Raw genomic sequence first — 24,757 nt, 5'->3', positions numbered from 1 at the left:
ATGTTACCGTCGGCAGGCTTTTTTACAGGCGCATTAGCTTAATGCTTATTCACGCCACAGAATGTGGCACAGCTTGTGATCTTTTTCGCGGCACAGCAGAACGCGAGCGAAGATATCGTTGATCTCACCGCCATCGGTATCGGCCAGGCCAATGACAACTTCGGCGAAGAAATCTGGATTGAGGTCGTAATCGACATGCTCCTGCCAGTCTTCCGCCGGGTCAAACAGCTCGGCGCCGCCGCGCTCTTCAAACTGCAGATTGAAAAGAATGATATCCGCTGGGTCTAGGTTATCTGCCGCCAGCTCAAGAAAGATATCGTAGGCCTGTTCGAGCGTTTCGTCTTCGGTCAGGCGATTGTTTAAATCCATATCCATGATTGCTACCCGTTAAGCATCTGATGGGCACGTTTTACAGCAACGGGCTGAAGAAGTAAAACAGTCGCTCTGCGATCCGCTGCCATAGCGGACGTTTGGCCCACAGTTTTGCATCCAGCAGGCGCGATCGGGAGATGTAATCGTCCTGTACCGCCGCCAGGTCTCCGCCGAAGCCCACGTCGTCTATCGCCAGCGTGATCTCGAAATTAAGCCACAGGCTGCGCATATCGAGATTAACGGTACCGACCAGGCTCAATTCGCCATCCACCAGCACGCTTTTGGTATGTAGCAGACCGCCTTCGAATTGGTAAATTTTCACGCCAGCGGCAAGCAGTTCAGTGAAGAAGGCGCGACTGGCCCAGCCTACCAGCAAGGAGTCGTTTTTACGCGGCATGATAATACTCACCTCGACACCGCGTTGGGCGGCGGTACAGATGGCGTGCAGCAGGTCATCGCTGGGGACGAAGTAGGGGGTGGTCATGATCAGATGTTCTTTCGCCGCATAGGCTGCGGTTAACAACGCCTGATGAATCAAATCTTCCGGGAAGCCGGGACCAGAAGCAATGGTATGGATGGTATGTCCATTGGCTTCCTCAAACGGCATGATGTTGACGTCCGGCGGCGGCGGCAAAATTCGCTTGCCGGTCTCAATTTCCCAGTCGCAGGAGTAGACGATACCCATCGCCGTCGCCACCGGACCTTCCATTCGCGCCATCAGATCGACCCATTGGCCGACGCCGGAATCCTGTTTGAAGTAGCGCGGGTCAACCATATTCATGCTACCGGTGTAGGCAATATAGTTGTCAATCATCACCATTTTACGGTGCTGACGCAGATCCATACGGCGTAAAAATACACGCATCAGATTCACTTTCAGCGCTTCGACCACCTCGATACCGGCGTTACGCATCATTGCCGCCCACGGGCTGCGGAAAAAGGCGACGCTACCGGCCGAATCGAGCATCAGCCGGCAATGCACGCCGCGTCGTGCGGCTGCCATCAGCGATTCCGCCACCTGGTCGGCCATCCCGCCGGGCTGCCAGATGTAGAACACCATTTCGATGTTATGCCGCGCCAGCTGGATGTCTCGAATCAGCGCCTGCATGACATCATCAGATTCGGTCAGCAGCTGTAGCTGGTTACCTTTTACGCCAGCGATCCCCTGGCGACGTTCGCACAGTTTGAACAGTGATTCGGCAACCGGGCTATTTTCTTCAGCAAAAATATGTTTGCAGCTTTTCAGGTCCGTTAGCCATTTGGCGGTGGAGGGCCACATGGCGCGAGCGCGCTCGGCTCGACGCTTACCAAGATGCAGTTCGCCGAAAGAGAGGTAAGCGATAATTCCCACCAGCGGCAGGATGTAAATGATCAGTAACCATGCCATGGCGGAAGGCACTGCGCGACGTTTCATTAAAATGCGTAATGTAACGCCGGCAATCAGTAGCCAGTAACCAAGAATGACTAGCCAGTTTACGACCGTGTAAAAGGTTGTCATAGATGAAAAATCCTTTTGAATAGCCCGATGCCATGAGTTTACGCATCATCATCCATCTGGCAAATAAAAACGCAGCGAAAGCGATGGTCAGACAGATTCATCGGTTTATAATGAGGGCTGTTTTTCACTCGTAGAGTAGTAGCAATGAAGCGTAGTAGAACGGAAGTAGGGCGCTGGCGCATGCTTAGACAAGTAAGTCGCCGTAAATCGCGCTGGCTGGAAGCCCAATCTCGCCGCAACATGCGGATTCTTTCAATCAGGAAGTGCCTGGTCAAACGGCAGCGTCATGCTTTGCTGTTCACCTTCTCTGAATTCTGAGAGTTAAAACGAAAGGCACCGCTTGCGGTGCCTATGTGTTTTAAGTGGTTGATTAAAATACTTTTTTGTAAGGTTTCACCGAGACGTGCTGATAGACGCCTGCGGCGATATAGGGGTCATCGTTGGCCCAGGACTGCGCCGCTTCCAGCGATTCAAATTCTGCGATAACCGTTGAGCCGCTAAATCCTGCCGCGCCAGGTTCATTGCTATCTACCGCGGGCATTGGGCCTGCGGTCAGTAAACGGCCTTCATCATGTAATAGTTGTAGGCGCGCCAGATGGGCAGGGCGCACCGCCTGGCGTTTTTCCAGAGAATCGGCGATATCTTCTGCGTAGATGACGTAAAGCACGGCAAGGCTCCTTAATCAAAAAATAGGCAAATCACGTGACGTGAAAGCGTTATGAGCAGCAATGTAAGATGCGCACGCCTTTAGCATGCCACGGCACGCCGGTTTTTTTCCACAAAACGAGGCAAAATTTGATGCAAGATAACACGTCTTATTGAATATGATTGCTATTTGCATTTAAAATCAGGGCATCATTTTTCAACAGAAACGACTATGAGCGCAATGACCCTTGATTTACCTCGCCGCTTTCCGTGGCCAACGCTGCTGTCCGTGGCTATCCACGGTGCCGTTGTGGCGGGGTTGCTTTATACCTCGGTACATCAGGTTATTGAAAAGCCTTCGCCTTCACAGCCAATCGAAATAACGATGGTGGCGCCGGCGGATTTAGAGCCTCCACAGGCGGCGCAGCCGGTCGTTGAACCCGTTGTTGAACCGGAGCCGGAGCCGGAACCTGAAGTGGTGCCTGAGCCGCCAAAAGAGGCGCCAGTGGTAATCCACAAACCGGAGCCGAAGCCCAAACCTAAGCCGAAACCAAAGCCTAAGCCAGAGAAAAAGGTCGAGCCGAAACGTGAGGTGAAACCCGCTGAGCCGCGTCCGGTCTCGCCGTTTGAGAATAACAATACGGCGCCTGCGCGTACCGCCCCGAGTACGACGGCGGCAACGGCAAAACCGATGACCACCGCGCCGAGCGGTCCTAAAGCGTTGAAACGCGGCGACCCTTCTTACCCGCAACGTGCGCAGGCGCTACGTATTGAAGGTGACGTGAGCGTGAAATTTGATGTTACTGCCGATGGTCGCGTGGAGAACATCCAGATAGTCTCCGCCAAGCCGGCCAATATGTTTGAGCGTGATGTCAAAACAGCGATGCGTAAATGGCGCTACGAGCCTGGCAGACCGGGTACTGGCCTGACGATGAACATCCAATTCCGCTTAAATGGCGTGAAAATGGATTAATCCTGCTGATGAAAAAGGCCCCTTTGAGGGCCTTTTTTTACGCTTCTTGCAGGGCTTCATCGAGCGCTTTTTGCGCGGTAACCAGGTGTTGGCCGCCGAACAGAATCGCCCGATTAAGTAAGGTATATAGCTGGTAAATCGGTTGTCGTTCAAGGAAGCCAGCAGGCAGCGGCGAGACCGACTGGTAACCGTCATAAATCTGCGGCGGCTGTTCCGGATGAAGTGGCAGCATAGCCAAATCGCATTCGCGATCGCCCCAATAACACGCCGGATCGAAAATATACGGGCCATTGGGCCCCAGCGCGCAGTTCCCTGACCACAAGTCGCCATGTAATAAAGAAGGCTGCGGCTGATGGTTGCTGAGCCGCCGCTGTACGGTGTCGACAATGCTGTCGATATCGCCGAAGTGCAGCCCTTTTTCCGCCGCTAGCTCCAGCTGCCAGCCAATGCGTTGTTCAGCGAAAAACGTTGACCAGCGGCGCTGCCAGGCATTCGGCTGCGGGGTCGTCGACAGATCGTTGTCAAAATCAAGGCCAAACTGCGGCTGATCGCTCCACTGATGTAAATGGGCTATTTGCTGACCGAGAAGAAACGCGTTATGTGCATCCAGCGGGCGCGGCGGTAAATATTCCATCACCAGAAAGCTGTAATCCCGATCGCTGCCGACGGCGAAGACCTGCGGAACGCTAACGGTTTTACAGCGCGAGAGCAGCTCCAGCTGATCGGCCTCCGCGGTAAAAATGGGGAGCAGCTCGCGTTCATCGCATTTGACGAAATAATCTTTCCCGCCAAAACGTAAATGCCAGGCGGCATGGATTTCTCCGCCGGGTAGCTCGTTGCGCAGTTCGATTTCAGCGCCGTCAGTGTGCTGCTCGCTTAACAAATTGCTAATAGCTTGCCACATGCTGTCTCTCCCCATGTTTTCCACCATATCATAAGGTTAGCGTATAAACTGGCCGTAAAGTTCGAGCTAACGCACAACTGGCGCCTTCCGCGATGGTAATCGCACTTATTGAGCTTTTAACCATTCGCTAAATGTGGTGATGGCGATATCTGCCGGTCTGCCTAAGGCAGTTTCCGCAAGACCTGCGCTTAAAGCCCGGACGTCGTCGGCGCTCTGCGCGCTCAGCAGGCCAAATGTGTTGGTGCCTAATTCATGAGTTTTGCCATCATCATCGTTGAGCGTCAGGACAAAACCTGCGCGGATGAAATGATTGCTGAGCTCATTTATCTCGGTCAGCGCCTGTTCCTGAAATTTAACGGTGATCACGTGCGCGGTAATATCGTTGCTCATTTTTCACTCTGTTGTTATGCATGGAATTTCTAGCATAGACCATGATGGCGAATTGACCCCCTTCACCGGAGCGAAGGGGGGCGAGGCTAGCGGCCGCACAGGTAATCGTAGATTTTCTGCGTATTGGCTAAGGAACAGAGACGGGTGCCGTGGTTAATCGTGGCGGCGCTGCCGGCGGCGACGCCAAAGCGGACCATATCTTCCAGCGAGGCGTGCTCGGCGAGACGCAAAGTCATCGCGCCGACCATACTGTCGCCGGCGCCGACGGTGCTTTGGCTTTTCATCGGCGGCGGCACCACCTGTACGCTACCGTTGGAATCAACCCCCAGCGCCCCCTGCGGGCCCAGCGAAACCACTACCCGGCGTACTTTTCCGGAGCGGATGAGCTCCAGCGCGGCATTGCGCACATCGTCCGGCTGGCTGAGGTCGCGCTGTACCAGCGCGCTGAGTTCTTTCTGGTTAGGTTTGACCAGTTCGATATTGCCAACGTCCAGCGCGGCGGCCAGCGCATCGCCAGAGCTGTCGATGATGCAACGCAGCCCGTGTTGCTGGGCATTTTTTACCAGTTGAGTCAGATGCCCGACGCTGATACCGGGCGGCAGACTGCCGCTGATAACCAGCAGAGAACCGGGCTCAATCGCCAGCACTTTCTCTTCCAGGCGGCGGAATTCATCTTCGGTTAGCGCCGCGCCGGGCATGACAAAGCGATATTGTTCGCCGCTGGCATCGACATGCACATGTAAGTTTTGCCGCGTCCAGTCGCGGGTTTCTACTGTTTCGACCGGGACCTGCTCATCAGCCATCAGGGCTGAAAGATGCTCGCCGGTGGCGCCCCCAACCGGAAAAATCGCCGTCGCTTTACCGCCCAGAAAAGTAATCGCCCGGGCGACGTTGATGCCGCCGCCGCCGGGTTCGAAAACCGGAGCGCTACAGCGTAATTTGCCTTCGGGGTAAATTTGCGGCGTCAGCGTTGCGCTGTCGAGTGATGGGGCTAGCGTGAGCGTATAAATTTTGGTCATCCTGTTCCTCCTTAATACGAATAAAGCTGCTTTTTTAAGCATGGCACCGAAATGGAGTGAGGGGAAGCGGGGCGGGCGGCGGATTTACAAAGATGTCTGTGTTTTTATCTTTATGAAATAAAGATTGTTTTGGGAACCGTCTTATTCAAAAAACGAAATAGCAACTGATTGCTAAGTTATTCGTGCTTTTTTATAATCAAGCGCCTTTCTTAAGACTCGCATTCAGCGCGCCTCGCGAAAGTTTCCGGGACCTGTCGGGTCTCCTTAAATGTTGTACGGACTCTAAATTCAATGAAGGGATCTCTGGTCCATTCATCATTTGTACTGTCCTGAAGATATGTATTTTAGAGAGTTATAATGAAGCTTTTGAAGACAGTACCCGCAGCGGCATTGCTGGCGGGGGGGCTTTTTGCGTCTGTAAACGCACTGGCCGATGATTCCGTTTTTACCGTCATGGATGACCCTTCCACTGCTAAGAAACCTTTCGAAGGTGCTGTGAATGCGGGTTATCTCGCTCAGTCCGGCAACACGAAAAGCTCCTCAATGACCGCTGACTCAACGCTGACCTGGTACGGCGATACCACGGCCTGGTCACTGTGGGGCAACGCGAGCAACACGTCCTCTAACGATCAACGCTCTTCGGAAAAATATGCCGTTGGCGGTCGTAGTCGTTATAACCTGACCGATATGAACTACGTATTTGGTCAGGCCAGCTGGCTGACCGACCGCTACAACGGTTATCAACAGCGCGACGTCCTGACCGCCGGTTATGGTCGCCAGATCCTCAACGGCCCGGTTCACAGCCTGCGTTTTGAATTTGGTCCGGGCGTGCGTTATGACGAATATACCGATGGCGATAACGAAACTCAGCCGCTGGGTTACGCGTCCGGAACCTGGGCGTGGCAGATGACCGACAACGCTAAATTTACGCAAGGTGTTTCGGTATTCGGGGCTGAAGACACGACGCTGAATTCGGAAAGTGCATTAAACGTGGCCATCAACGCCCACTTTGCGCTACGCGTCGCCTATAACCTGACGTGGAACTCGCAGCCGCCGGCCTCGGCGCCGGAGCATACCGACCGCCGCACCACCTTGTCGCTCGGTTATAAAATGTAATTTTTCAGGCCGGGCAGCCGGCCTGATTCCTGTTGTTTCCTGCCGGGTATGAATACTCACTATAACGGATGATTTTTTCATTCGTTTTTTAGCGGTGGGGGGATTTATTTATGTATGCAGATAATTTATCGATTAATTAACCGCGTGGTATGAGCGGGAATTGCCACGATTAATTGTCAGCGCCCCTTGCTATTTAAAAGAAGAATAACCATTTAGTTATTGCGTCTTTAATCGCGCACTAATGATGTGTACACTAACACCCGGTGTTATCAACGAGCGGCTGCAGGTGAGGGCGGTTCAATAGATAGACGGGCGTTCTCATATTTTCGCAGAGTGAAGCGGGAGCTGAGCCACAACTCGTTGATAATTATGATTATATTGTTTTGTATGTGCTCTTTCGTGTGGGGCACCACTGCAAATAAGGACATAAAATGCCTGTAATTACGCTTCCTGATGGCAGCCAACGCCATTTCGACCACGCAGTTAGCCCGATGGATGTTGCTCTGGATATCGGTCCAGGCCTGGCAAAAGCCACCATCGCCGGACGTGTTAACGGTGAGCTGGTTGATGCCTGCGACCCGATCGAAAATGATTCCACGCTTTCTATTATCACCGCAAAAGATGAAGACGGTCTGGAGATCATTCGTCACTCCTGCGCGCACCTGTTAGGTCATGCGATCAAGCAGCTGTGGCCGAACACTAAAATGGCCATTGGCCCGGTTGTCGACAACGGTTTTTACTATGATGTCGATCTGGACCACACCCTGACTCAGGAAGACATCGACGCGCTCGAAAAACGTATGCACGAGCTCGCCGAGAAAAACTACGATGTCATCAAGAAGAAAGTCAGCTGGCACGAAGCGCGTGAAACCTTCGTGAAGCGCGGCGAAACCTATAAAGTTTCCATTCTTGACGAAAACATCGGCCATGATGACAAGCCTGGCTTGTATCATCACGAAGAATATATCGATATGTGCCGCGGCCCGCACGTACCGAATATGCGTTTCTGCCATCACTTCAAACTGATGAAAACCGCTGGCGCGTACTGGCGTGGCGACAGCAACAATAAAATGTTGCAGCGTATCTACGGTACCGCGTGGGCAGATAAAAAAGCGCTGAACGCCTACCTGCAGCGTCTGGAAGAAGCCGCTAAGCGTGACCACCGTAAAATCGGGAAACAGCTTGACCTGTATCATATGCAGGAAGAAGCACCGGGTATGGTGTTCTGGCACAATGACGGCTGGACCATCTTCCGTGAACTGGAAACTTTCGTTCGCTCGAAGCTGAAAGAGTATCAGTATCAGGAAGTCAAAGGCCCGTTCATGATGGACCGTGTGCTGTGGGAAAAAACCGGCCACTGGGACAACTACAAAGATGCGATGTTCACCACCTCTTCCGAGAACCGTGAATACTGCATTAAGCCGATGAACTGCCCGGGTCACGTGCAGATCTTCAACCAGGGGTTGAAATCTTACCGCGATCTGCCGCTGCGTATGGCTGAATTCGGTAGCTGCCACCGTAATGAGCCGTCGGGCGCGCTGCATGGTCTGATGCGCGTTCGCGGCTTTACTCAGGATGATGCGCATATCTTCTGTACTGAAGATCAGGTTCGCGATGAAGTGAACGCCTGTATTCGTATGGTTTATGATATGTACAGCACCTTTGGCTTCGAGAAAATCGTCGTCAAGCTGTCTACTCGCCCGGAAAAACGTATCGGTAGCGACGAGACCTGGGATCGCGCGGAAGCGGATCTGGCGGTGGCGCTGGAAGAAAACAACATCCCATTTGAATATCAACTGGGCGAAGGGGCGTTCTACGGCCCGAAAATTGAATTTACCCTGTATGACTGCCTCGATCGTGCATGGCAGTGCGGTACTGTACAGCTGGACTTCTCCCTGCCGCAGCGTTTAAGCGCCTCTTATGTTGGCGAAAACAACGAGCGTCAGGTACCGGTAATGATTCACCGCGCGATTCTCGGCTCGCTGGAGCGCTTCATCGGCATCCTGACCGAAGAGTTCGCTGGCTTCTTCCCAACCTGGCTTGCGCCAGTGCAGGTAGTGGTCATGAATATTACTGATTCTCAGTCTGAATACGTTAACGAATTGACGCGTAAACTACAAAATGCGGGCATTCGCGTAAAAGCGGACTTGAGAAATGAGAAGATTGGCTTTAAAATCCGCGAGCACACTTTACGTCGTGTCCCGTATATGTTGGTCTGTGGCGACAAAGAAGTCGAAGCCGGCAAAGTGGCCGTGCGTACCCGTCGCGGTAAAGACCTCGGCAGCATGGACGTAAATGAAGTGATCGAGAAGCTGCAACAAGAGATTCGCAGCCGCAGTCTTCAACAACTGGAGGAATAAGGTATTAAAGGCGGAAAACGAGTTCAAACGGCACGTCCGAATCGTATTAATGGCGAGATTCGCGCCCAGGAAGTTCGCTTAACTGGTCTGGAAGGTGAGCAGCTGGGTATTGTGAGTCTGAGAGAAGCTATCGAAAAGGCTGAAGAGGCTGGAGTAGATTTAGTTGAAATCAGCCCTAACGCCGAACCGCCAGTTTGTCGTATCATGGACTACGGCAAGTTCCTTTATGAAAAGAGTAAGTCTTCTAAGGAACAGAAGAAGAAGCAGAAAGTTATCCAGGTTAAGGAAATTAAATTCCGCCCTGGTACTGATGAAGGTGACTATCAGGTAAAACTCCGCAGCCTGATTCGCTTTCTCGAAGATGGCGATAAGGCCAAGATCACGCTGCGTTTCCGCGGTCGTGAGATGGCCCACCAGCAGATCGGTATGGAAGTGCTTAATCGCGTGAAAGACGATCTGGTTGAACTGGCAGTAGTCGAATCCTTCCCAACGAAGATCGAAGGCCGCCAGATGATCATGGTGCTCGCTCCGAAGAAGAAACAGTAAGGCCATCAAGTAACATTCCGGTGGGCTTCGGCTCACTGGTTTGTTCGCCTTTGTTTCGTTTATTAACAATGCGAAGTGGAAGTTATTAAAATGCCAAAAATTAAGACCGTACGCGGTGCTGCAAAGCGCTTCAAAAAAACCGGTAAAGGTGGTTTTAAGCACAAGCACGCTAACCTGCGTCACATTCTGACCAAAAAAGCTACCAAGCGTAAACGTCACCTGCGTCCGAAAGCCATGGTTTCCAAAGGCGATCTGGGCCTGGTAATCGCGTGCCTGCCGTACGCATAAGTCGTTAACCCTTTTAACTTTTTAATTAGAATAGATACAGGAGAGCACATATGGCTCGCGTAAAACGTGGTGTAGTTGCCCGTGCACGTCACAAGAAAATTTTGAAACAAGCTAAAGGTTACTACGGTGCGCGTTCTCGCGTATACCGCGTTGCCTTCCAGGCTGTTATCAAAGCTGGTCAGTACGCTTATCGTGACCGTCGTCAGAAAAAGCGTCAGTTCCGCCAACTGTGGATTGCGCGTATCAACGCAGCAGCACGTCAGAACGGTATTTCTTACAGCAAATTCATCAACGGCCTGAAAAAAGCCTCTGTTGAAATCGACCGTAAGATCCTGGCTGACATCGCCGTATTCGACAAATTAGCGTTCACCGCTCTGGTCGAAAAAGCGAAAGCAGCTCTGGCATAAGCCAGTTGAAAGAGGGAGCTTGTCTCCCTCTTTTCGTTTCAACACTATCAATACATTGACTTTTATCCGTGCAGGCTTTTCAATACAGGTCTGACATTTCTTACCAGACAAGGTAATGCAAGCATGAATGCTGCTATTTTCCGCTTCTTTTTTTACTTTAGCACCTGAACTCAGGAGGCTAGCGCGTGAAAGAAGAAACGGAAAACAGCGCCAGAAAGCCTCCCCTGTGGAGGCTTTTTTCGTATATAGATTCGGGATATTTATTTCACTAAAACCGGTGTCTGCACCGACATAATGAGGAAAACCATGTCACATCTCGCAGAGCTGGTTGCCAGTGCCAAGGCAGCCATTAACGAGGCATCAGATGTTGCCGCGCTGGACAACGTCCGCGTTGAATATCTGGGTAAAAAAGGGCATCTGACCCTGCAAATGACCACCCTGCGTGAGTTGCCGCCGGAAGAGCGTCCGGCAGCGGGTGCGGTCATTAACGAAGCGAAAGAGCAGGTGCAGCAGGCGCTGAACGCGCGTAAGGCTGAACTGGAAGGCGCCGCGCTCAATGCCCGTCTGGCCGCAGAGACCATCGACGTCTCGCTGCCGGGTCGGCGCATCGAAAATGGTGGTTTGCATCCGGTTACCCGCACTATCGACCGTATCGAAAACTTCTTCGGCGAACTCGGCTTCACCGTGGCGACTGGCCCGGAAATCGAAGATGATTATCATAACTTCGATGCGCTGAACATTCCGGGTCACCATCCGGCGCGCGCTGACCACGATACCTTCTGGTTCGATGCGACCCGTCTGCTGCGTACTCAGACTTCTGGCGTACAGATCCGCACCATGGAAAACCAGCAGCCGCCAATTCGTATTATCGCGCCGGGCCGCGTCTATCGTAACGATTACGATCAGACCCACACCCCGATGTTCCATCAGATGGAAGGTCTGATTGTCGATAAGAACATCAGCTTCACCAATCTGAAGGGTACCCTGCACGATTTCCTGAATAACTTCTTCGAAGAAGATCTGCAGGTACGATTCCGTCCGTCCTACTTCCCGTTCACCGAACCGTCTGCAGAAGTTGACGTTATGGGTAAAAACGGTAAATGGCTGGAAGTACTGGGCTGCGGCATGGTGCACCCGAACGTTCTGCGTAACGTCGGCATCGATCCGGAAGTTTACTCCGGCTTCGCCTTCGGCATGGGCATGGAGCGTCTGACCATGCTGCGTTATGGCGTGACCGATTTGCGCGCATTCTTCGAAAACGATCTGCGTTTCCTCAAACAGTTTAAATAAGGGCAGGACAGAACAATGAAATTCAGTGAACTGTGGTTACGCGAATGGGTTAACCCGGCGATCGACAGCGAAGCGCTGTCCGATCAGATTACCATGGCGGGCCTGGAAGTTGACGGCGTTGAGCCGGTGGCCGGTAGCTTCAACGGCGTGGTCGTCGGTGAAGTGGTCGAGTGCGGCCAGCATCCGAATGCTGACAAACTGCGCGTTACTAAAGTTAATGTCGGCGGCGAGCGTCTGCTCGATATCGTCTGCGGCGCGCCGAACTGCCGCCAGGGGCTGAAGGTGGCCGTCGCGACCATTGGCGCCGTACTGCCGGGTGATTTTAAAATTAAAGCGGCGAAACTGCGCGGCGAACCGTCGGAAGGGATGCTGTGCTCTTTCTCCGAGTTGGGTATTTCCGACGACCATAGCGGTATCATCGAACTGCCGGCCGATGCGCCGATCGGTACCGATATTCGCGAATACCTCAAGCTTGACGATAACACCATTGAAATCAGCGTTACGCCAAACCGCGCCGACTGCCTGGGTATCATCGGCGTGGCGCGCGATGTCGCTGTGCTGAACAAAGCGCCGCTGAACGCGCCGGAAATCACTCCGGTTGCCGCCACCATCGATGACGTGCTGCCGATTCAGGTTGACGCGCCGCAGGCGTGCCCGCGCTATCTGGGCCGCGTGGTGAAAGGCATCAACGTCAAAGCGCCAACCCCGCTGTGGATGAAAGAGAAACTGCGTCGCTGCGGTATCCGCTCCATCGATGCGGTGGTTGACGTGACCAACTACGTGCTGCTTGAGCTGGGCCAGCCGATGCACGCCTTTGACCGCGACCGCATTGACGGCGGTATCGTGGTGCGGATGGCGAAAGAGGGCGAAACGCTGGTGCTGCTGGACGGCTCTGAAGCTAAGCTCGACAGCGATACGCTGGTCATTGCTGACCATAATAAAGCGCTGGCGATGGGCGGTATCTTCGGCGGCGAACATTCCGGCGTTAACGACGAAACACAGAACGTGCTGCTGGAATGCGCGTTTTTCAGCCCGCTGTCTATCACCGGCCGCGCGCGCCGTCATGGCCTGCACACCGATGCATCCCACCGCTACGAGCGCGGCGTCGATCCGGCCCTGCAGTATAAAGCGCTGGAGCGTGCAACCCGTCTGCTGATCGACCTGTGTGGCGGTGAAGCCGGTCCGATTATCGATGTGACCAACGAAGATACGCTGCCAAAACGCGCCACCATCACTCTGCGCCGCAGCAAGCTGGATCGCCTGATTGGCCATCATATTGATGACGCGCAGGTGAGCGATATTCTGCAGCGCCTGGGTTGCGAAGTGACCGTTGGTCAGGACGAGTGGCAGGCCGTTGCGCCAAGCTGGCGTTTCGATATGGAGATCGAAGAAGACCTGGTTGAAGAAGTGGCCCGCGTCTATGGCTACAACAACATTCCTGACGAGCCGGTACAGGCGGGTCTGATCATGGGTACTCACCGTGAAGCGGACCTGTCGCTGAAGCGCGTGAAAACGCTGCTGAACGACAAAGGTTATCAGGAAGTCATTACCTACAGCTTTGTTGACCCGAAAGTACAGCAGCTAATCCATGCCGGTGAAGAAGCGCTGATTCTGCCAAGCCCGATCTCCAGCGAAATGTCGGCGATGCGCCTGTCGCTGTGGACCGGACTGTTGGGCACCGTCGTCTACAACCAGAACCGTCAACAGAGCCGCGTACGCATCTTTGAGAGCGGTCTGCGCTTCGTGCCGGATACGCAGGCGCCGCTGGGCATTCGTCAGGATGTGATGCTGGCCGGGGTGATTAGCGGTAACCGCTACGAAGAGCACTGGAACCTGGCAAAAGAAACCGTCGATTTCTATGATTTGAAAGGCGATCTGGAATCCGTTCTTGACCTGACCGGTAAATTAGCCGATATCGAATTCCGCGCAGAAGCGGCTACCGCACTGCATCCGGGACAATCCGCGGCGATTTATCTGAAAGGTGAACGCATTGGTTTCATTGGGGTTGTTCATCCGGAACTGGAACGTAAACTGGATCTCAACGGCCGCACTCTGGTGTTTGAAATCGAGTGGAACAAGCTTGCAGACCGCGTGGTGCCTCAGGCGCGCGAAATTTCCCGCTTCCCGGCGAACCGTCGCGATATCGCGGTACTGGTCGCGGAAAACGTCCCTGCAGCCGATGTTTTGGCCGAATGTAAGAAAGTTGGCGTAAATCAGGTAGTTGGCGTAAACTTATTTGACGTGTACCGTGGTAAGGGTGTGGCGGAAGGCTTTAAGAGCCTTGCGATTAGCCTGATCCTTCAGGATACCAGCCGTACACTCGAAGAAGAGGAGATTGCCGCTACCGTTGCCAAATGTGTAGAGGCATTAAGAGAGCGATTCCAGGCATCATTGAGGGATTGAACCTATGGCGCTTACAAAAGCTGAAATGTCAGAATATCTGTTTGATAAGCTTGGGCTTAGCAAGCGGGATGCCAAAGAACTGGTAGAGTTGTTTTTCGAAGAGATCCGTCGTGCTCTGGAAAACGGAGAACAGGTAAAACTCTCCGGGTTTGGCAACTTCGATTTGCGTGATAAGAACCAACGCCCGGGACGTAACCCGAAAACGGGGGAAGATATTCCCATTACAGCCCGGCGTGTGGTGACCTTCAGACCCGGACAGAAGTTAAAAAGCCGTGTCGAAAACGCTTCACCCAGAGAGAAATAATCTGGACTGACTAATTAAAAAGGCCGCTATGCGGCCTTTTTTCTTACCTAATTTATCTTACGCTTTTACGGCGGTGACCATGATCTCCACCAGAATATCTGGCCGCGCCATCTCGGCCTGAACGGCTGCCCGCGCCGGGCTATGGCCTTCCGGCATCCACTTCACCCAGACCTCATTAAACGCCGCAAAATCGCGTGAGATATCTTTAAGCCAGATTTGTGCGGAAAGGATGTGCTGCTTGTCGCTATCGGCCGCGGCCAGCAGGGCGTCGATCTTCCCCAGTACTTCGCGGGTTTGCAGCGCAATATCATCAGTGCTGCTTTTCGGCGTTTGGCCGGAGAGGAACACCAGATTGCCATATTCGACGCTGGCGGAAAGTCGGGGTTGCGGATTATTACGAATAATTGTCATGCGGATTGTTTCCATGTCAGACCATCTAAAGAAATTGCCGGCGCTTCGCCGTCGAGGAGCGCTCCCAGCACCACGGCGCTGCCGGCCGCGAGCGTAAAACCAAGGCTACCCTGGCCGAGATTCATCCACAGATTCTGGTATCCGGCGCGCCCCAGCATCGGTGGGCCCGCGGGCGTCGACGGACGCATACCGGTCCAGGCTTCGGCCTCATCCAGCCCCTGTAGATCGGGAAAGCTGCTAGCGACGATTTTCTTCAGCGCCTGAACGCGGCTATCACGTAGTTCATCCCCGTCGTAGCCGATATCCACCATCGCCGCGATGCGCAACTGTTCTCCCAGGCGGGCGTAAACGATTTTGTGTCCGTAGTCGGTCACGCTGATATCCGGCGCGATCCCGGCCTCTTTAGGATAGGGAAGGGTCAGGCTGTATCCCTTCAGCGCGCACAGCGGCACGCGCACGCCCAGATGACCCAGCAGCGGGCCGCTACCGTTGCCGGCGGCGACGACATAATCATCGCCGGTTATCGTACCGCGGCTGGTCTCAAGCGAACTGATGCGCCCGTCGCGTTTATTGAGCTTGAGCACCTCGCAGTGGGTGAGCAGGCTGAAGTTGCTACTGGCATTGAGTTTGTCGAGCAGGGCGAGACAGAATTTATGGCAGTCTGCCGTTTCATCTCCCGGTGAATAAATCCCGCCCTGTAGCGAATGGCTGATGTGTTTCAGCGCCGGTTCCAGCTGCAGGCAGGCTTCGGCGCTTAGCGCATGCTGGTACTGCGGATTCATTCCTTTCGCTGCTTTATGAAAGTCATATTCCCGGCGATGGATAATAAGTTTGCCGCTACGCCGCCAGTGAAAATCGGCAAGATTATCTTCATCAAGCCACGACTGCATGACCTGACGACTGAGCAGGGATAAGCGCAAAATATGATCGCCGTTAATTTTGTTGCTTTGGCTATTGCAGGCACGCAGAAACTGCAACAGCCAGCGCCACTGCTGGAAAGACATTTGCAGGCGCATATTCAGCGGCGAATCGGCTTTGCCCATCCATTTAATTCCCTGCAGGGGGACGCCGCGGTCGGCAAGCGGCGCGACGTAGCGGTAGCTTAGCTGCCCGCCGTTGGCAAAGCTGGTGGCGCTGCCCGGCTCGGCGTTGCGCTCCAGCAGTTGAACCTGGTGTCCGCTCTTAATTAATACCCAGGCGGTGGCCAGTCCCACCACGCCGCCGCCGATAATCACAATGCGTTTTTTCATAACCTGATATATCCACCGCTGATAAATATCTTGCGGTTATGTCAAAGCATTTACCCTTGCGGCGCAATTGACTTTTTATGGTCAGGGTATAACTGCAGGTTAATTCCTTTGAGCTGTTGACGCAGCTGTCGACACAGAAAATCGACAAATTTCTGCGTGATTGGGCTGAGCGAAACATCGGCGCGACGCAGCAGGCAAAGGTTAATTTTCATCGGCGGCGTAATGGGGTGAATCATTTCCGGCGACAGATTATGCCGCGCCGAGAAAATATCGGTAATGCTGCAGCCGATGCCGCGCTTCACGAACTCGGTGGCCATGTAATAGGTCTGCACGTTAAGCCGGGTGGTGGAAAAGTCACGGCGAGTGGCGATGGCGGCAGAGAGCGAATGCGGCCCCGGCGAGATCCAGCGCTGCTGATCGATCTCCTTGATGTCCACCGCGCCTTGTCGGTAGTCGCGGTCGATATAGACCAGCGGCACTTCGGCAATCAGGGTGGTGATGATCTCCCCCTGCTGGACCGGCTGCAGCGTCAGCGCTAAATCTATTTCGCGCAGATCCAATTTCTTGACCAACGTCTCAGTATGCTCGGTGGTTAAGGTCATCACCAGATTACTGTTTTGCTGATAAAAATCGGTCACCAGCTCCGGCACCAGGCTTAATCCAAGGCTTGGTAAACAGCCTAAGGCGATCTTGGCGCGCGGGTCGCGGGCCAGATTATCGGCCAGCAGGCGCAGGTTATCGAGATCCTGATAAATGCTCTGCGCCTTTTCAAAAAGTGTGAGCGCTTCGCTACTCGGCAGCAGCTTGCCTCGTACCCGCTGAAACAGCTTAAAGCCGAGCTTAAGCTCGGCGTTTTTTAACGCTTTACTGGCGGCCGGCTGGGAGATATTCAGCGATTCCGCCGCGCGTGAGAGAGAGCCGCAAGTCATCACGGCGTAGAAGATTTCCAGATGGCGCAGTTTCATGAACAGTTAACTCAGGGTTATAGCTTGCCGATAAAAAGTCATTTTCTACTAACACTAAATTAACATAAATTTAATCGCCAATCAGCGCTTCGGTTACATATTGCGCTGCTGGTACCGTCTTCAGGCGGTCTTTTACGTTCTCAGAACCATTCCCTTTGTACCCTGCAAACCCTCAGGCCATGAAGCCAATAATGATAACGAGGGGGGATATTTTCTGAGCAGGCCCGAATACGCCAACCTGCAATTACGGTCGGTTTTAATGGCTTTAAGGAGTTATATGAGTGACTCAACGCTCGCTGGCAATACCCTCGCCAGACGAAATATCACGAGAAAAAACGTTGTTATTGGCCTGTTATTGGTGCTTTTTGTGTTAACCGCGTGGTGGTGCCATGGCCGCCCGAGCAGTGAACTCGGCCTGTTGGGCTTTACGCCATTAGTGGCGTTAGCGGTGCTGTCGCTGGTCGGTGTCGATATTGTGTTGGCGGTGATTTCTTCGATTATCATCGCCATGATTATGACCTCGACCGGATTGCCGGAAATGGGCACCATGCTGGCGAAATCCACCGGTTCGTTTATTGCCACCGTCGGGCTGATTATTATGCTCGGCGCCGGGGTGGGTGAAGTCGCCACTCGTACCGGCGCCGCGGTTGAGTTAGTGAAATTTGTGGTTCACCGCATCGGCCTTTCCAGCCAGACGCGGGTGAAGTTCGGCATCGTTGTATCTTCGATTTTAATCTGCGGCTCGCTGGGCACAATGGCCGGTGGTAACGCGATTATCGTCGCGGTGATCATCCCGGTGGCGGCTGCGGTACGCTTAACGCCGCCGACGGTGGCTGCGCTGATGATGACCGCCGGTTCGGTAGGGTTGTTTACCGGGCCGTTTACGCCCAGTACCGTCACCATCCTGAGCCTCGGCGGATTGAGCTATCCTGATTATCTGCTGTACGTTGGCCTGCCGATGAGCGCAGTCACGTTATTGGCTGGCTGGGTGATGGCGGGGCGGATCCAGAAGATGACCGAAGGTAAACTGCGCTATGAAGTCGATCTCACGGAGAAGCCAACAGAAGCACTGAGCGCCGCGCAGCTGCGTCGGCGTAAGCTTAGCGCGCTGGCTTTCGCGGCAACGATTATTGTAATGGCGGTCATTGGCGTGGTGATCAAAGCCGGATTCAGCTTTGCGATTATCGTGATGCTGCTGGTGGCCCTTATTACCGGGCTGGTGGGCGGCCTGCGCCCGACTCAGATCCTGCAGGCGCTGTACCACGGTTGTGGCCGTCTGGTGTGGATGTTTATCCTCTACTGGCTGTATAACCCGATCCTGGAGCTGATGGATGGCCTTCATGCCTATCAGGGGCTGCTCGACTATACCCAGCCACTGCTGGAAGGTATTTCGCCTGCCTGGCTGTGCTTTTGCATCTTCGCTTTCAATATTATTGGCCACGTACCGGGGGCGGCGGTGGCGCAGATGACCTTCACCCACAAAATTTTCGGCCCGATGCTAATGGCCGCTGGCGTGCCGCCGCAGGGGACTACCGCGGTGTTACTGGCCTCTTCGCAGGTCGACTGGTTTGGCCCATTCCCCTCTTCGGATATGTTTGGTCAGATGGGGCTGGCGCAATCTACCCATCTGAAATATATGCTCTATAACGGCTGGGCGATTGTGGTGGCGAATATCATTCTCTTCGCGCTACTGTTCCAGATACTGGTGTAACTTCCGTTTTCACGCAGGCGTCCTGGCGAGCACTGACGTCTGCGTGAAGATTGCTCTGCGTTTTTCCTTTTCTCCCCGCCATCGCCACCGTAAAATCAATCACCTCGCTCACTTGCCTCCGGGACTTATGCAGACCTTCGTCGATATTCAACAGCGCCATAACCGTCGTTGGCTAACCGCCTTAACGCTGATTCTGCTCGTCACATTGACTATTAGCCTGTGCGCCGGTGACCAGTGGATCCCGCCGCAGGAGTGGTTTAGCGCCAAAGGCGAGCTGTTTATCTGGCAAATCCGCCTGCCGCGCACGCTGGCGGTGCTGTTAGTGGGGGCGGCGCTGGCGCTTTCCGGGGCGATCATGCAGGCGCTGTTTGAAAATCCGTTGGCGGAGCCGGGTCTGCTGGGCGTTTCTAACGGTGCGGGCGTTGGGCTGATTGCCGCCGTGCTGTTAGGCCACGGCGTGTTACCCATGTGGGCGCTGGGGCTGTGCGCCATTGCCGGCGCGCTGCTGATTACCTTTATTCTGCTCCGTTTCGCCCGGCGCCACCTGTCCACCAGCCGTCTGCTGCTGGCGGGCGTGGCGCTCGGCATTATTTGTAGCGCGTTGATGACCTGGGCGGTCTATTTCTCAACCTCTTTTGACCTGCGCCAGCTGATGTACTGGATGATGGGGGGGTTTGGCGGCGTCGACTGGCAGCAGCTGTGGCTGATGCTGGCGCTAATACCGGTGCTGCTGTGGGTATGCTGGCAGTCGCAGCCGCTGAACTTACTGGCGTTGGGCGAAGTCTCGGCGCGTCAGCTCGGCCTGCCGCTGTGGTTATGGCGAAAACTACTGGTGGTGGCCACCGGCTGGCTGGTCGGCGTCAGCGTGGCGCTGGCGGGGGCGATTGGCTTTATTGGTCTGGTGATCCCGCATATTTTGCGCCTGTGCGGCCTGAGCGATCATCGGGTGCTGCTTCCCGCCTGCCTGTTAGCTGGCGCCAGCGCGCTGCTCGGCGCCGATATCATCGCCCGTCTGGCGTTATCGGCGGCGGAATTACCGATCGGCGTGGTGACGGCGACGCTGGGGGCGCCGGTGTTCATCTGGTTGCTGCTGCGTTCGGGGCGACGGGGCTAGGGAGACGCCGTCATAGTGGACGGCGTCGGGGGACGATTACCAGCCTTTGATGGCATCGCCTTTATAGACTTCCTGCGCTTTATCGGCGACTTCCCTGGTCTGGAAGGCCTCTTTCAGCTCCTGAATTTTCTTGCTGTCTTTATTATCCTCGCGCGAGACGATCGCATTCACATAAGGTGAATCCGGGCCTTCCATAAACAGGCCATCGCGGGCGGCGGATAAACCGACCTGCGCCGAGAAATTAGTGTTGATGATGGCAAGCGTAACGTTCGGATCGTCGAGCGTACGGGTCAGCTGCGGAGTATCGACTTCAACAATCTTCAGATGCTTCGGATTATCGATGATATCCAGCGTGGTGGGCAGATAGCCGACACCATCTTTCAGCTTGATTAATCCTTGCGCCTGTAACAGCAGCAGGCTGCGGCCGAGGGTGGTGGTTTCGTTAGAGATAGAGACGGTCGCGCCGTCAGGCAGTTCGCTGATATTTTTGATTTTGCGCGAATAGGCGGCAATCGGGAAGACGAACGTTTTACCGACGATAGCGAATTTATAGCCGCGCTCTTTCGACTGCGCCTCGAGATAGGGCAGCGTCTGGAAGGCGTTAGCATCGACATCTTTATTATTTAACGCTTCATTCGGCAGGACATAATCATTAAAAGAGATAACCTCAACGTCGAGGTTATATTTGTCTTTTGCTACCTGCTCTACGACTTTCCAGATAGCTTCATCCGGGCCGGTATTGATCGCGACTTTAACCTTATTGTTATCGTCCGGAGAGCAGGCGGATAACAGCGCCACCGATGTGGCGATTAACACCGAGCTTAACAACTTCTTCATCTCTAAAAACTCTCTTAAATTAACAAGTAACGAAACACTATTACATACTTTTCACACTGTACACTGATTTGTCCGCTGCGGATATTGAGAGGAATTCATGTTGCCGTCGACAAGCGCAGCGCTGTCACATCAAGCGACATTTGCCCGCGAATCAAAGTAGAATCAAGCGCGTTGAATCCGCTACAGTAGATAGGGATCTCCTTAACCTGCATTATTGACTGAGGGAAGGCTATGCAACACGACATTCTTAATACCGAAGTGACGACCATCGATGGCGAAAAAACCACCCTGGCGGCGTATGCCGGAAAGGTGCTGCTGATCGTCAACGTGGCCTCAAAATGCGGCCTCACGCCGCAGTATGAGCAACTGGAAGCGCTGCAAGAAGAGTTTGCCCCGCAGGGATTTAGCGTCCTTGGCTTCCCTTGTAATCAGTTTCTCGGCCAGGAGCCGGGCAGCGAAGAAGAGATTAAAACGTTCTGTAGCGTAACCTACGGCGTCACCTTCCCGCTGTTCAGTAAAATTGACGTCAACGGCGAACATCGCGCGCCGCTGTATCAAAAATTGATTGCCGCCGCGCCGAAGGCCATCGCGCCGGAAGGGAGCGGTTTCTATGAGCGGATGGCCAGTAAAGGCCGCGCGCCGCTGTACGTTGACGACATCCTGTGGAACTTTGAAAAATTCCTCGTGGGCCGCGATGGTCAGGTGATTCAGCGTTTCTCGCCGGATATGACGCCGGACGATCCGCAACTGCTGGCTGCGGTAAAAGGAGCGCTAGCGCAATAATGCCGTTTTTGATGCAGCTACAGGATGTAGCGGAAGCGGGGCGGCTGTCGCCGTTTACCGCTGACGTTCGGCCCGGAGAGATAGTCCATCTGGTGGGGCCGAACGGCGCGGGTAAAAGTACCCTGCTGGCGCGGATGGCCGGGCTGACCGTCGGCCCTGGCCTGATCACCCTTAACCAGCGGGCGCTGGATCAGTGGCCCGCGGCGGAACTTGCCCGCCATCGCGCCTATTTGAATCAGCAGCAGCTCCCGCCCTTTGCGATGCCGGTGTGGCACTATCTGTCATTACATATGCAAGACAGCTCCCCGCAGGGGTTGCTCAACGAGATAGCCGGGCAATTGGGGTTAAGCGATAAGCTGGGGCGCCAGGTCAACCAGATCTCCGGCGGCGAGTGGCAGCGGGTGCGTCTGGCGGCGGTGATCCTGCAGATTCACCGCCGCGCGAATCCCGCCGGGCAGCTGTTATTGTTAGATGAACCGATGAACAGCCTCGATGTCGCGCAGCAGGCGGCGCTGGATAGCGTGCTGGCGTCGCTGAGCGCGCTGGGGGTCGCTATCGTGATGAGCAGCCACGATCTCAACCATACGCTGCGTCATGCGCAGAGGGCGTGGCTCATTTGTGAGGGGCGGATGATTGCCTGCGGAGAAACGTATGAGGTGTTAAGTGAAGAGAATTTGACCGCCGCTTATCATATCGCGTTTCAGCGGGTGGAAGTCGCGGGTCATCTAATGCTCGTGGCGTCACAGTAGCGGTTAAGGATCTTGCCTGTAAGCCGCTAAACAGGCTAAATTATTTCAATAACAGGACAGGGAACAGAGGAATCGTCTGAGATGCGTGTGTGGTTCATTTTTATTGCGGCGATGGTGCTGGCAGGCTGTAGCAGCCACCGGGCGCCGCCGCCGAATCCACGGCTGGCTGATTCCATTACCGTGGTAGCGAATCTCAATGAGCAATTGCGTAACTGGCGTGGGGCGCCGTACCGCTATGGCGGCATGACGCCGCGCGGCGTCGACTGCTCTGGCTTTGTGGTACGCACGTTCCGCGATAAATTCGCCATGCAGCTGCCGCGGGAAACTCGTGAGCAGGCGGAAATCGGCACCCGCATTGATAAAAGCGATCTGTTGCCCGGCGATCTGGTGTTCTTCAAAACCGGCTCCGGCGAAAGCGGCCTGCACGTCGGTATCTATGATACCGACAATCAATTTATTCACGCCTCTACCAGCCAGGGCGTTACCCGCTCGTCGCTGGACAACGTCTACTGGAACAAGAAATTCTGGCAGGCGAGGCGCATTTAAGCCGCATTCGGCGAAAAAAGGGAGCGATGGCTCCCTTTTTTAATTGCCATAACCCTGCAGTTCGCCCGTGTTAATCCCCTGTTTAAGGCACTACACTGGCGGCAGGAGGAACCATGACCCTGTCTTTTACTACTCACTGGCGCGATCGGCTGCCGGGTTTTTACACATCGCTGGCGCCTACGCCGCTGGATAACGCGCGTCTCATCTGGCGCAACACCGCTTTAGCGCAAACGCTGGGCGTCCCGGAGACGTTATTTAATCCGCAACATGGGGCGGGCGTCTGGGGCGGCGAAGCGTTGCTGCCGGGAATGTCGCCACTGGCGCAGGTCTATAGCGGCCATCAGTTCGGCGCCTGGGCCGGCCAGCTTGGCGATGGACGCGGCATTCTGCTTGGCGAGCAGCAGTTGCCGGATGGTCAACGTTTTGACTGGCATCTTAAAGGCGCGGGTCTGACGCCCTATTCGAGAATGGGCGATGGCCGGGCGGTACTGCGCTCGACTATCCGCGAAAGCCTTGCCAGTGAAGCAATGCATGCGCTGGGCATTCCCACTACCCGCGCGCTGGCGATGGTGACCAGCGACACGCCGGTTTACCGCGAACGCGAAGAACGCGGCACGATGCTGATGCGCATCGCCGAAAGCCACGTACGCTTTGGCCATTTCGAACATTTTTATTATCGTCGCGAAGCGGAAAAAGTGCAGCAGCTGGCAGATTACGTGATTGACCACCACTGGCCGCATCTGCAGCAGGAGGTGGATAAGTATATTCTCTGGTTCCGTGACGTTGTCACGCGCACCGCGGAGATGATAGCCAGCTGGCAGACCGTTGGCTTTGCCCACGGGGTGATGAATACCGATAATATGTCGATTCTTGGCCTGACCATGGATTATGGTCCGTATGGCTTCCTCGATGATTTCCAGCCCGGGTTTATCTGTAACCACTCTGATTACCAGGGGCGCTACAGTTTTGATAACCAACCGGCGGTAGGGTTGTGGAACCTGCAGCGTCTGGCCCAGTCGCTCTCGCCGTTTATCAGCGCCGACTCGCTGAACGCGGCGCTGGATGACTATCAGCATGCCTTATTGACCGCCTACGGCCGCCGCATGCGCGACAAACTCGGCTTCTATACTCAGCAAACCGGCGATAACACACTGCTTGATGGACTGTTCAGCCTGATGGAGCGTGAAGGGAGTGACTACACCCGTACCTTCCGGATGCTGAGCCGAAGCGAGCAGCACAGCGCGGCATCGCCGCTGCGCGATGAATTTATCGACCGCGCGGCGTTTGATAGCTGGTTTGCCGACTACCGGGCGCGGCTGCGCGATGAACAGATCGACGATAGCGAACGCCAGCAGCGGATGCAGGGCGTCAACCCGGCGGTGGTGCTACGTAACTGGCTGGCGCAGCGGGCGATAGAACAGGCCGAAGCTGGCGATATGCGCGAGCTGGAACGTCTGCATGAAGCCCTCGCGCAGCCGTTCGCCGATCGTACTGATGATTACGCCAGCCGCCCGCCTGATTGGGGAAAACATCTGGAAGTGAGCTGCTCCAGCTAACCGTAAAGCCTCGCCATCGCGCGGGGTTTTATTTGGTCAAAATTAGCTTACCGGCGTGGGTCTGGCGCAGCAGATAGCGCTGGCCGTCATGTTCGATCACCACGCGTCCTTCCGGGCCTAACAGCGTCCGGCTGCTGATTTGGCGATCGCTGGCAATAGGATAGGGAGCATTGTCTTTTGTTTTCTCTGCTGTGGCAGTGTTATCCATACGCGTCATAGCACCAAAATAAAAATAAAAGAAACAATGATAATCATTATCAGTAATGTTAATTTTCACGGCAAGCCTTTTTTGTCGTGGCTTACCATTTCAGGTAGCTATT

The 24,757-nt window shown here is 54.5% G+C and carries 28 protein-coding genes and 1 other annotated feature; of the genes, 17 read left to right on the top strand and 11 right to left on the bottom strand.

Translation table 11 applies throughout. The annotated features are described in order from the left end of the window. Window positions 1-45 precede the first annotated feature (45 nt). On the bottom strand, window positions 46-375 hold the full coding sequence (locus KGA69_RS20405) for an HI1450 family dsDNA-mimic protein (protein ID WP_015367064.1): 330 nt from the start codon (window positions 373-375) through the stop codon (window positions 46-48). Between the two features lie 34 nt (window positions 376-409). Then, window positions 410-1,870 (bottom strand): cardiolipin synthase, encoded by a 1,461-nt coding sequence (gene cls, locus KGA69_RS20400; RefSeq protein ID WP_045397543.1) that lies wholly within the window; start codon window positions 1,868-1,870, stop codon window positions 410-412. 144 nt (window positions 1,871-2,014) lie between these two features. On the opposite strand from cls, the gene KGA69_RS20395 reads away from it, so the two are divergent. Beyond that, window positions 2,015-2,188, top strand: a complete 174-nt coding sequence (locus KGA69_RS20395; protein ID WP_086538044.1) for a YciY family protein — start codon at window positions 2,015-2,017, stop codon at window positions 2,186-2,188. Window positions 2,189-2,240: 52 nt separating this feature from the next. Here KGA69_RS20395 and KGA69_RS20390 read toward each other — a convergent pair whose 3' ends face one another. Continuing rightward, window positions 2,241-2,537, bottom strand: coding sequence for a YciI family protein (locus tag KGA69_RS20390; protein ID WP_015367051.1), 297 nt, complete (start codon window positions 2,535-2,537; stop codon window positions 2,241-2,243). A gap of 210 nt (window positions 2,538-2,747) precedes the next feature. Between KGA69_RS20390 and tonB the strand changes: the two genes are divergently transcribed. Beyond that, window positions 2,748-3,488, top strand: coding sequence for a TonB system transport protein TonB (gene tonB / locus KGA69_RS20385; RefSeq protein WP_045397540.1), 741 nt, complete (start codon window positions 2,748-2,750; stop codon window positions 3,486-3,488). A gap of 37 nt (window positions 3,489-3,525) precedes the next feature. Here tonB and KGA69_RS20380 read toward each other — a convergent pair whose 3' ends face one another. The 3 genes from KGA69_RS20380 to pfkB form a co-directional block, all read right to left on the bottom strand. Next, the gene (locus tag KGA69_RS20380) at window positions 3,526-4,392 is read right to left on the bottom strand and encodes a fructosamine kinase family protein (RefSeq protein ID WP_047046724.1); all 867 of its coding nucleotides are present in this window, start codon (window positions 4,390-4,392) and stop codon (window positions 3,526-3,528) included. Between the two features lie 105 nt (window positions 4,393-4,497). Further along, a complete protein-coding gene (gene ghoS / locus KGA69_RS20375; protein WP_047050213.1) occupies window positions 4,498-4,782 on the bottom strand; it encodes a type V toxin-antitoxin system endoribonuclease antitoxin GhoS in 285 nt (94 codons plus the stop codon). 86 nt (window positions 4,783-4,868) lie between these two features. Beyond that, window positions 4,869-5,801: a 6-phosphofructokinase II gene (gene pfkB / locus KGA69_RS20370; protein WP_045397531.1), complete on the bottom strand. Its 933-nt coding sequence runs from the start codon at window positions 5,799-5,801 to the stop codon at window positions 4,869-4,871. A 357-nt stretch (window positions 5,802-6,158) separates the two neighbouring features. Here pfkB and KGA69_RS20365 point away from each other — a divergent pair, with 357 nt between their 5' ends. The 9 genes from KGA69_RS20365 (at window position 6,159) to ihfA (ending at window position 14,515) form a co-directional block, all read left to right on the top strand. Then, on the top strand, window positions 6,159-6,917 hold the full coding sequence (locus tag KGA69_RS20365) for a DUF481 domain-containing protein (protein ID WP_015705111.1): 759 nt from the start codon (window positions 6,159-6,161) through the stop codon (window positions 6,915-6,917). A gap of 431 nt (window positions 6,918-7,348) precedes the next feature. Next, window positions 7,349-9,277 carry a threonine--tRNA ligase gene (thrS, locus tag KGA69_RS20360; RefSeq protein WP_045397528.1) on the top strand — a complete coding sequence of 643 codons (1,929 nt, stop codon included), beginning with the start codon at window positions 7,349-7,351 and terminating at the stop codon, window positions 9,275-9,277. 3 nt (window positions 9,278-9,280) lie between these two features. Beyond that, window positions 9,281-9,823: a translation initiation factor IF-3 gene (gene infC, locus KGA69_RS20355; protein ID WP_004189469.1), complete on the top strand. Its 543-nt coding sequence runs from the start codon at window positions 9,281-9,283 to the stop codon at window positions 9,821-9,823. Between the two features lie 90 nt (window positions 9,824-9,913). Further along, window positions 9,914-10,111 (top strand): 50S ribosomal protein L35, encoded by a 198-nt coding sequence (rpmI, locus tag KGA69_RS20350; RefSeq protein ID WP_001124225.1) that lies wholly within the window; start codon window positions 9,914-9,916, stop codon window positions 10,109-10,111. 50 nt (window positions 10,112-10,161) lie between these two features. After that, window positions 10,162-10,518 (top strand): 50S ribosomal protein L20, encoded by a 357-nt coding sequence (rplT, locus tag KGA69_RS20345; RefSeq protein WP_004102963.1) that lies wholly within the window; start codon window positions 10,162-10,164, stop codon window positions 10,516-10,518. A 118-nt stretch (window positions 10,519-10,636) separates the two neighbouring features. Continuing rightward, window positions 10,637-10,761: a sequence feature (Phe leader region), on the top strand. Further along, window positions 10,642-10,686, top strand: coding sequence for a pheST operon leader peptide PheM (gene pheM / locus KGA69_RS20340; RefSeq protein ID WP_001386830.1), 45 nt, complete (start codon window positions 10,642-10,644; stop codon window positions 10,684-10,686). (Overlaps the previous feature by 45 nt.) Window positions 10,762-10,824: 63 nt before the next feature. Continuing rightward, entirely contained in the window at window positions 10,825-11,808 is a 984-nt protein-coding gene (gene pheS / locus KGA69_RS20335) for a phenylalanine--tRNA ligase subunit alpha (protein ID WP_015367044.1), read from the top strand. Between the two features lie 15 nt (window positions 11,809-11,823). Continuing rightward, window positions 11,824-14,211, top strand: a complete 2,388-nt coding sequence (gene pheT, locus KGA69_RS20330) for a phenylalanine--tRNA ligase subunit beta (protein ID WP_213292624.1) — start codon at window positions 11,824-11,826, stop codon at window positions 14,209-14,211. 4 nt (window positions 14,212-14,215) lie between these two features. Further along, window positions 14,216-14,515: an integration host factor subunit alpha gene (ihfA, locus tag KGA69_RS20325; RefSeq protein ID WP_015367042.1), complete on the top strand. Its 300-nt coding sequence runs from the start codon at window positions 14,216-14,218 to the stop codon at window positions 14,513-14,515. A 57-nt stretch (window positions 14,516-14,572) separates the two neighbouring features. Here the strand turns inward: ihfA and KGA69_RS20320 are convergent, their stop codons facing one another. From KGA69_RS20320 to KGA69_RS20310, 3 genes are read right to left on the bottom strand one after another with little or no spacing between them, the layout of a single operon-like run. Continuing rightward, window positions 14,573-14,926, bottom strand: a complete 354-nt coding sequence (locus tag KGA69_RS20320) for a RidA family protein (RefSeq protein WP_213292623.1) — start codon at window positions 14,924-14,926, stop codon at window positions 14,573-14,575. Continuing rightward, a complete protein-coding gene (locus KGA69_RS20315; protein WP_047046716.1) occupies window positions 14,923-16,176 on the bottom strand; it encodes a D-amino acid dehydrogenase in 1,254 nt (417 codons plus the stop codon). Before KGA69_RS20315 ends, KGA69_RS20320 begins: the two co-directional genes overlap by 4 nt. A gap of 50 nt (window positions 16,177-16,226) precedes the next feature. After that, a complete protein-coding gene (locus tag KGA69_RS20310; RefSeq protein WP_049060848.1) occupies window positions 16,227-17,141 on the bottom strand; it encodes an HTH-type transcriptional regulator AdmX in 915 nt (304 codons plus the stop codon). A gap of 277 nt (window positions 17,142-17,418) precedes the next feature. Between KGA69_RS20310 and KGA69_RS20305 the strand changes: the two genes are divergently transcribed. Together KGA69_RS20305 and btuC are read left to right on the top strand one after the other, a co-directional pair. Then, complete coding sequence (locus KGA69_RS20305; protein WP_045396055.1) at window positions 17,419-18,852, top strand: gluconate:proton symporter; 1,434 nt, start codon at window positions 17,419-17,421, stop codon at window positions 18,850-18,852. A 127-nt stretch (window positions 18,853-18,979) separates the two neighbouring features. Beyond that, a complete protein-coding gene (gene btuC / locus KGA69_RS20300; protein ID WP_045396058.1) occupies window positions 18,980-19,966 on the top strand; it encodes a vitamin B12 ABC transporter permease BtuC in 987 nt (328 codons plus the stop codon). A gap of 36 nt (window positions 19,967-20,002) precedes the next feature. Here the strand turns inward: btuC and KGA69_RS20295 are convergent, their stop codons facing one another. Then, window positions 20,003-20,803 (bottom strand): MetQ/NlpA family ABC transporter substrate-binding protein, encoded by an 801-nt coding sequence (locus tag KGA69_RS20295; protein ID WP_045362713.1) that lies wholly within the window; start codon window positions 20,801-20,803, stop codon window positions 20,003-20,005. A 231-nt stretch (window positions 20,804-21,034) separates the two neighbouring features. Between KGA69_RS20295 and KGA69_RS20290 the strand changes: the two genes are divergently transcribed. From KGA69_RS20290 to selO, 4 genes are all read left to right on the top strand, one after another. Then, window positions 21,035-21,586, top strand: a complete 552-nt coding sequence (locus KGA69_RS20290; protein ID WP_045396063.1) for a glutathione peroxidase — start codon at window positions 21,035-21,037, stop codon at window positions 21,584-21,586. Beyond that, window positions 21,586-22,335, top strand: coding sequence for a vitamin B12 ABC transporter ATP-binding protein BtuD (gene btuD / locus KGA69_RS20285; RefSeq protein ID WP_213292622.1), 750 nt, complete (start codon window positions 21,586-21,588; stop codon window positions 22,333-22,335). The genes KGA69_RS20290 and btuD overlap by 1 nt, the downstream gene beginning before the upstream one ends. An 81-nt stretch (window positions 22,336-22,416) precedes the next feature. After that, complete coding sequence (locus tag KGA69_RS20280) at window positions 22,417-22,881, top strand: NlpC/P60 family protein (protein ID WP_045396070.1); 465 nt, start codon at window positions 22,417-22,419, stop codon at window positions 22,879-22,881. Window positions 22,882-22,994: 113 nt separating this feature from the next. Further along, on the top strand, window positions 22,995-24,437 hold the full coding sequence (gene selO, locus KGA69_RS20275; protein WP_213292621.1) for a protein adenylyltransferase SelO: 1,443 nt from the start codon (window positions 22,995-22,997) through the stop codon (window positions 24,435-24,437). A 28-nt stretch (window positions 24,438-24,465) separates the two neighbouring features. Here selO and hemP read toward each other — a convergent pair whose 3' ends face one another. Further along, window positions 24,466-24,645: a hemin uptake protein HemP gene (gene hemP, locus KGA69_RS20270; RefSeq protein WP_161799839.1), complete on the bottom strand. Its 180-nt coding sequence runs from the start codon at window positions 24,643-24,645 to the stop codon at window positions 24,466-24,468. Between the last annotated feature and the right edge of the window lie 112 nt (window positions 24,646-24,757).

The sequence above is a fragment of the Klebsiella sp. A52 genome (assembly GCF_018388785.1).
In the GTDB taxonomy this organism is placed as follows: domain Bacteria; phylum Pseudomonadota; class Gammaproteobacteria; order Enterobacterales; family Enterobacteriaceae; genus Klebsiella; species Klebsiella aerogenes.
This window is presented reverse-complemented; position numbering and strand designations above follow the sequence as displayed.